General features: G+C 66.3%; 7 protein-coding genes. 5 read left to right on the plus strand and 2 right to left on the minus strand.

What is annotated here, in order from left to right:
- The first annotated feature begins 21 nt into the window (after window positions 1-21).
- The 5 genes from ACZ562_RS36590 (at window position 22) to ACZ562_RS36610 (ending at window position 4,763) form a co-directional block, all read left to right on the plus strand.
- Window positions 22-924, plus strand: a complete 903-nt coding sequence (locus tag ACZ562_RS36590) for an ABC transporter substrate-binding protein (RefSeq protein ID WP_471188608.1) — start codon at window positions 22-24, stop codon at window positions 922-924.
- Window positions 921-1,901 carry an amino acid ABC transporter permease gene (locus ACZ562_RS36595; RefSeq protein ID WP_471188611.1) on the plus strand — a complete coding sequence of 327 codons (981 nt, stop codon included), beginning with the start codon at window positions 921-923 and terminating at the stop codon, window positions 1,899-1,901. Before ACZ562_RS36590 ends, ACZ562_RS36595 begins: the two co-directional genes overlap by 4 nt.
- Before the next feature lie 11 nt (window positions 1,902-1,912).
- Window positions 1,913-2,665, plus strand: a complete 753-nt coding sequence (locus tag ACZ562_RS36600; RefSeq protein ID WP_471188627.1) for an amino acid ABC transporter ATP-binding protein — start codon at window positions 1,913-1,915, stop codon at window positions 2,663-2,665.
- A gap of 167 nt (window positions 2,666-2,832) precedes the next feature.
- On the plus strand, window positions 2,833-3,459 hold the full coding sequence (locus tag ACZ562_RS36605; RefSeq protein WP_471188613.1) for a gamma-glutamyl-gamma-aminobutyrate hydrolase family protein: 627 nt from the start codon (window positions 2,833-2,835) through the stop codon (window positions 3,457-3,459).
- Window positions 3,456-4,763, plus strand: coding sequence for a type III PLP-dependent enzyme domain-containing protein (locus tag ACZ562_RS36610; RefSeq protein WP_471188616.1), 1,308 nt, complete (start codon window positions 3,456-3,458; stop codon window positions 4,761-4,763). The genes ACZ562_RS36605 and ACZ562_RS36610 overlap by 4 nt, the downstream gene beginning before the upstream one ends.
- A 264-nt stretch (window positions 4,764-5,027) precedes the next feature.
- On the opposite strand, the gene ACZ562_RS36615 is transcribed toward ACZ562_RS36610, so the two are convergent.
- Entirely contained in the window at window positions 5,028-6,668 is a 1,641-nt protein-coding gene (locus tag ACZ562_RS36615; protein ID WP_471188618.1) for a PucR family transcriptional regulator, read from the minus strand.
- 184 nt (window positions 6,669-6,852) lie between these two features.
- The gene (locus ACZ562_RS36620; protein WP_471188620.1) at window positions 6,853-7,398 is read right to left on the minus strand and encodes an ATP-binding protein; all 546 of its coding nucleotides are present in this window, start codon (window positions 7,396-7,398) and stop codon (window positions 6,853-6,855) included.
- Window positions 7,399-7,817 lie beyond the last annotated feature (419 nt).

A 7,817-nucleotide genomic window follows, 5' to 3' on the forward strand; every position in this document is an offset into this window, starting at 1 on the left:
GAATCGAACGGAACACGCATCATGATCACAGCACGTCGCGTCGCCGCGATCTCAGTCGTAGCCACGGCCATGTTCCTCACGGCCTGCAACGCCGCACCGGAAGCCCCCGCGTCGAAGGCGGCCGCCGCGTCGGCCGGCGCCGACACCGAGATCGCGAAGCTGCTTCCCGCGCGCTTCAAGGGCGGGATCAATGTGGCCAGCGGTGTCTACCCGCCGATGGAGATGCTCGACTCGCAGCAGAAGTTCACCGGCTTCGACTACGACCTGGGGCAGGCTCTGGGGGCCAAGCTCGGTGTCTCCCTCGACTTCAAGAACCAGGCGTTCGACAGCATCATTCCGTCGCTCCAGTCCGGTAAGCACGACATCATCATGTACGGGATGAACGACACTCCGGAGCGACAGAAGAGCCTGTACTTCGTCGACTACTTCCATGCCGGCATGGACATCGTCGTGAAGAAGGGCAACCCGGAGAAGATCACCGGCCTGCTCGACCTGTGCGGCACTTCCGTCGCGGTCGCCAAGGCCACCACGCAGGCAGATCTCATGAGGGCGCAGGCGCCGAAGTGCAAGGCCGCCGGGAAGAAGCCCGTCACCGTGGTCGAGCTGCCAACCGAGGGCGACGCCCTGGTCGCCGTCCGCGCGGGCAAGGCCACTGCCGATGTCTTCGACGCCGCGGCTGCCGAGTACACGGCCCGCACGTCCGGCAACGGCAAGCAGTTCGAGGTCGTACGCGATTCCGCCAACCCCACCGGATACGCACCGGTGTACACCGGGATCGGCGTGCTCCGTAAGGACCACGACCTCGTCCTGGCCCTCCAGGCGGCACTTGAGGCGGTCATCAAGGACGGCACCTACGACAAGCTTCTGGCGAAGTACGGCCTGTCGTCCTACGGCGTCAAGACCGCGCAGGTGAACGCCGGATGACCGCCACCATGGCTGTGGCGAACACGCACGACATGGCCGCCCTGCCCCGGCGCCACCCCGGGCGGTGGATCGCAGCGGCAGCACTGGTCGTCGTGTGCGTGGGCTGGGTGCTCTCACTGTGGAGCAACCCGAATATCGACCACACCACGATCGCCGACTTCCTTTTCGACGAGCGGATCATCCAGGGTGTCCTGCTGACGGTGACGTTGACCATCTGCTCGATGCTGCTGGCGACAGCGCTGGCAGTGATGCTGGCGGTCATGCGGCTTTCCGCGAATCCGGTGCTGCGCGTGGTGTCCTGGGCGTACACATGGTTCTTCCGGGGCACGCCTCTGCTGGTCCAGATCGTCTTCTGGGGATACCTCGGCCTGCTGTACGAACAGATCAGCCTCGGTGTTCCCTTCACCTCCGTCCAGTTCTTCTCGGCCGACACCAACGTGGTCGTGACTCCCTTCATCGCCGGCCTGCTGGCCCTGGGCATGAACGAGGCCGCCTACGCATCCGAGATCGTCCGGGCCGGGCTGCTCTCCGTCGATCACGGCCAGGTCGAGGCGGCCTACTCACTGGGCATGTCCCCCGCGTACACCTTGCGGCGCATCGTCGTGCCCCAGGCGATGCGGGTGATCATCCCGCCGATGGGCAACGAGACGATCTCGATGCTCAAGAACACTGCTCTTCTCCAACTGATCGCCGTGCCCGAGCTCTACACGCGATCCAGCTGGATCTCAGCGCAGAACCTGAGCCAGGTAGAGCTGCTGATCGTCGCCAGTACCTGGTACCTGTTCCTCACCTCGGTGCTCTCCATACCGCAGTACTACCTCGAACGCCGCTACGGCCGTGGGGCCAACCGTTCCCTGCCCAAGACGCCATGGCAGCAACTGCGGCAGACGGCTGACGGGTTCCGGAGCCGCGTCGCGCGCGTCGCCCACACCGATCCCCGCAATCCCGGGAACGCCAGGACGGAGACCGACTCGTGATCACGAATCCGTTGGTGGAGGCCTGGGACGTGCGCAAGCACTTCGGAGCAAACCAGGTGCTCAAAGGCATCAACCTCCAAGTGGAGAGCGGTGAGGTGATGTGCCTGCTCGGGCCTTCGGGTTCAGGCAAGTCGACCTTCCTGCGCTGCATCAACCATCTCGAGCGAGTCGACGGCGGCCGGATATACGTCGACGGCGAACTCATGGGCTACGAGAAGCACGGGCCCCGCGTCAGGGAGATGAAGCCGCGACAGATCGCGGCCCAGCGCCGGGGCATCGGCATGGTCTTCCAGCGGTTCAACCTGTTCCCCCATCTCACGGCCCTGGAAAACATCACCAAGGCCCCGGTCGGGGTGGCCGGCCAGGACCGCGCCGTCGCCAACGTGCGGGGCATGGAACTACTGGCGCGCGTCGGCCTCGCCGACCACGCCGACGCCTATCCGGCCCATCTGTCGGGAGGCCAGCAGCAGAGGGTCGCCATCGCCCGAGCCCTCGCGATGGAGCCGAAGCTGATGCTGTTCGACGAGCCGACGTCCGCGCTGGATCCCGAGCTTGTCGGGGACGTGCTGACCGTGATGCGCGATCTGGCCCGAAGCGGAATGACGATGATCGTCGTAACCCATGAGATCGGCTTCGCCCGCGAAGTGGCGGACCAGGTCGTCTTCATGGACGACGGCATCGTCGTCGAGTCCGGACCGCCGTACAAGGTCATCAGCGACCCGCAGCACGAGCGCACGAGGGCCTTCCTCGACAGCGTCCTCTAAGCCCTGTGCCACTCCGAGAGGCCCCCACTTCTGTGACTGAAGACCCTCACCGGCCCCTGATCGGGGTCACTGTCGGGCGAGACGTACCCGGCCGTCCATCCCTCCTGCGCCTGACGGACTCCTACGTACGTGTCCTGACAGATGCCGGCGCCACACCCATCGTCATCGTGAGCGGCATCGACACCGCCGCCATCCGCAACATAGTGGCACGCGTCGACGGTCTGCTGCTGCCCGGCGGCGTCGACGCACCCGACCCCCATCCTCGCCACTACGGCGAAGAGAAGCAGCCCGAGACAGTCATCGACGAAGACCTCGACGCGCTGGAGATCACCGCAATCACCCACGCCAACGAGCTGGGCATGCCGATACTCGGTGTCTGCCGCGGCTGCCAGATCCTCAACGTCGCCCTCGGCGGCAGCCTGATCCAGCACCTAGAGCCGGGCGAGGTGAACCACCTCCAGGATCTCCCGCTGCACACAGAGACCCATGAGCTCCGGCTGGAGGCCCGCTCCCGCCTCGGCACGCTGTCGGGCAACGATCTGCAGCGAGTGAACAGCCTGCACCATCAGGCCATCGCAAGGACCGCCCCGACACTGCGGACGGTCGGAACTTCCGAAGACGGCGTCGTGGAAGCCGTCGAGTCAACCGACCCCGACCGGTGGATCGTCGGCGTCCAGTACCACCCGGAAGAGCTGATCCACCAACCAGCCCACCGCCGGCTCTTCGACGACTTCGTGGCGTACAGCACCCAGTACGCGGCCACTCGCAACACGGAACGGAACACCACCCTATGACGGCCTCCCCAGCAAGCGAGCGACGTCAACGCATCCTGCGTGCGGCCGTACGCGAGCGCCTGCTCGAACCCGACAACGCCGTACTGGCCGCGTTCGTCGACCTTGACGGCGTCGGGGACAGCGTTGCGGCGTTGCACAAAGCCTTCCCGGCCTCGGTCGAGGTTCTGCACACGTTCGCAGCGAAGGCGAACTGTCTGGTGCCGGTGCTGAAGGAACTGCGTACCTTGGGGATGGGCTGCGAGGTGGCCAGCCCCGGTGAACTCTCCCAGGCACTGGCAGCCGGCTTCGAACCCCAGCAGATCGTCTTCGACTCCCCCGCGAAAACGCGCCTGGATCTTCTCCAGGCCCTTCATCTGGGAGTCGCAATAAACGCGGACAACTTCCAGGAACTCGCCCGCATCGACACGATTCTCGCCACCCGCTCCTCGCCACCCACCTCACGGATCGGTGTGCGCGTCAATCCACAAGTCGGCAGCGGCGACATCGCAGCCATGAGTACGGCCACCGCGACCTCGAAGTTCGGCATTCCGCTGGAGGACGACGGAAGCAGGCAGCGGCTACTCGCTGCCTACCGCGAACGCCCATGGCTCACGTGGGTCCACGCCCACGTCGGATCGCAGGGCTGCCCGCTGGAACTGATCGCCCAGGGCATCGCGAAAGCTGTGGCTTTCGCGGACGAGGTCAACGCCTCATGCGGCTGGCGCCAGGTGACGGGCATCAACATCGGCGGCGGGCTGCCCGTCAACTTCGCCGATGACGAGACGACACCCGGCTTCGACGAGCACGTGTCCTACCTCCAGACCCACGCTCCGACCCTGTTCAGCGGCAACTACCAGATCATCACCGAATTCGGACGGTCCCTGCTCGCCAAGAACGGCTTCACCGCCGCCTTCGTGGAATACACCAAGACCTCAGGCGGTCGCCGGATCGCCATCACTCACGCCGGCGCCCAGGTCGCAACCCGCACGGTGTTCATGCCGGGGTCCTGGCCCATCCGCATCACCGCCCACGACCCCGACGGCACCTTCAAGCATGCCGAATCCGTCCCCCAGGACATCGCAGGCCCCTGCTGCTTCGCCGGCGACCTGATCGCCCAAGCCCGCCCCCTGCCCCTGCTCGCCCCCGGCGACATCGTCGCCCTCCTCGACACCGGCGCCTACTACTCATCCACCCCTTTCCACTACAACAGCCTGCCCGACCCCGCAGTCCATGGGGTACGCAATGACCCGCACGGAGACGTCCAGTTCCAGCCTCTCCGCGAAGCGGAAACCCTCCTGCAGGTCCTTGCACGGACCGGCGGGTGACACCAGAGAGCCGAGCAGCGGCAGCCAGGTCCATGAGGTGGCGGTGGTCACCGAATCCTGGCCCGTCTCGGCGCAGCACTCGGTGACAGGCCGCACACGCACGACGCACAGAATGCGCCCGTTGCCAGACGCATGTGCAGGACACTGACAAGCCGGCCGGCCCGGAGCCCTCCCCCCTCCGGGCCGGCCTCGTTTGCGCTGCATTCACCCTTCCGGACATCCCAGACGCCGTATCGCGCACCAAAAAGGCCCGTCATATGCCCCTTACCGCAATTGCGGTGGCGGGAAGATCCCTTCGTTCAGCCGCAGCTGCAGCTGCGCGAGCACCATCTGGTCCGCATCCTCGAAGTCCAGCCCCGACACTTCCCGGATGCGCCGCAGCCGGTACCGCAGCGTGTTGACATGCACGCACAGTTGTGCGGCCGCATCGTCGGCTACGCATCCAGCTGACAGGAAAGCGGACAGGGTCGTGGTGAGGATATGTTCCGGGCTGTCATGGGCGGCAAGCCGGCGCAGCGGGCCAGTTACTCGCGGAAGATCGAGTGACTGCGTGATGTCCCCGAGATGCTGGAGCAGCACGGGAAGCGCCATGTCCTCGACGGTGGCCACGGAGGGGGCCGGTTGCGCCCGGCGCAGCGCGCGCAGTACCGCATCGGCCTGACGCCTCACGACCGGGACGTCTCCCGGTCCGGCAGCGGGCCAGGCGACGGCCGCAAGGTAACTGGGGCCTGGGCCGCCGGGGGAGCGCGCGAGGAAGTCCTCTGCCAATGACCGGGCCGCCGCCAGGGCTTCATCCGGGGACAACTTGGGCCATGCGGCCAGCACGTACACAGCGCTGTCGCCCCGTACTGCCAGTGCTGAAGGATGCACTGCAGCGAGATAGAGAGTGAGCACCTCCTCGAGTCTGCGCAGGTTCGCCGCAGCAGCGGCATCCCCGGGGGACGCTCCCTCAACGGTCGCCGCCGATGCGCCCTTCCGCGGACGCAGGCCCACGGCGAGCACACACAGCGGACCGTTCTGCAAACCCGCATCGTGTGCTGCGCCCGCACCGGCTTCTCCGCCGGCGAGTACCGCGCTGGCAAGTTCGCGCCGCTGCTGGCGGGCCCAAGGGGAACTATCCGCACGCATGTTGGCCAGGTGCAGAGCGACGACCGGAGCGAACAGGTCCAGCCAGCGTGCGTGCTCCTTGGGCAGAGGTCCCTTGGTCACCGCCCAGACATAGCCCAGCACCTCGGAACCCGCGCGCACAGCGACAGCGACCCGCGGCAGCATCGTTGGCTCATACGGTTCGACGTATACCGGTTCCGTGGAGGCGTTGAGCCGCTGGAACACACCGCTGTCGGCAAGCTTGCGAACCCGCCACGGCTGCACGGCGCGGCCCAGGATTGTCTCTATGCGGGACTCGTCGGCGTCCTCCTGCCCTGCTGACCAGGCCAGGACCGCCGAGGTAGCGTCCTCTATGGTGACGGGGGCATGAATCGTCGCACCAATTGTATTGGCTATCGCGAACAGGTCACTGGTGGCGCCGGCAGGTTCCCACTGAGCGCGCGCGTAGTCCTGGATCCGCTGCTGGATGATCGTTGCGACGTGCATCCAGGAGGCTTCTCGGTTCACCTCGACGACCGGCACGGGGCATCCGGTCGCTCCGGGCGGTAGGGGCGCCTTCACTGCCAGTCCGCACGCGCCGGCGTGCTGGGCGTCTCGCCCCAGACCGACAAGATCGCTCCCGGATGCCGTACCTACGCACAGCACCAGGCAGCCCGCTTCAAATCCCACGGTGTCGGACGGGTCGTGGATCAGCACTCCGGTCAGGGGCTCCCCCGCATCACTCAGATCGAAAGCGAGGCGCAGGAGCGGCTGCCCGATGTCCTCTATCAGGCGCGCCAGGGTGAGAGCGTTCCCCATGTCCGAAATATACTGCGTTTGTCGTCAGAGCCCACCAGCACTGGCACATTTTGATCTCCCCGACAGCCAATGGGCTCGCAGGCTGCCTAGCGCAGCCGTGAACGCGGGCTGTCGTTGCCGCAGACAACGACGAACCCGCCACGAACGTCACTGCCTGCTTAGGCCCTGGGGCGCTGTGGCAGAGTCACTGCCGGAGGCTGATTCCGGCGCACGCCCGCCAGCCGTCCCCGTGGCGTTGGGTGTGGCTCCAGTCGGCCACGAGGCTCACCAGGGCCAGCCCGCGGCCGGATTCGTCCGGCGGTACGGGCGGTGCAGCCTCTTGAGCACAGGGTGTGTCTGGCCGATCCGCGTCGGTGACGTCGATGTTCAGCTCGTGGCCGCTGACCGAAAGGCACACCGTCATGTCACTCAGGCCGTGACGAGCGGCGTTTCCGGCCAGTTCGCTGACGATGAGCTCGGCCCGGTCCCGGTCTTCTTCTGCCAGACCCCAGTAGGTCGCGTAGGCGCGAACGAAGTGCCTCGCGTCGGGCACGTGCCTCGCTTCGGCAGGAAGTGCTATCACAGCCCGCTCTGCTGTCCGCCGGAGGGACGACACCCAGGCCTCGAATTGGCCGGATACCGGAAGCGAGACCCTCTCGGGGAGAGTACTTTCTGCCATGTACATGGTGAGCCTGACCTGGGGTTCGGGAGTCGGAGTGCGTGGACAGTCGGGTAATTCCTCGCGGGTCATGTTGGGTCAGCAATCAGTCTGTTCGACTCGCAGGCCGGTGTCTTACACCGCTCAATGAAAAGGGCACGTCTCATTTGTCGCTCACAACAATCGCTGCTGTCACTGCAGGGCCACACTCGCCGGACATGCGGCCGCGCCTGGCGGGGTGGCGTTAGCCTCGATCTTTCTTGACGGTCCGCCGACGGAGTCGGTGGACCGTTTTCGTGCCGTGGGCGAAGGCTGTGCAGGCCCAGGGCCCGAATGTCGCCTCGGGGTGGCGCCGGGTTCCACTGCTCCGAGTGTTGAGCTGCTGTCGGGGGGACTGGGAATCCGTTGGTCAGCCGGGGTTCGGCAGGAGTGCGAGCCGTTCGAGAGCTGTGGTGATGTGGCTGGTCCAGGGCCAGTGCCGGGCCAGGCGGAGGATCCGTCGACGGCCGGTG

Source organism: Streptomyces sp. NPDC040410 (assembly GCF_055595715.1).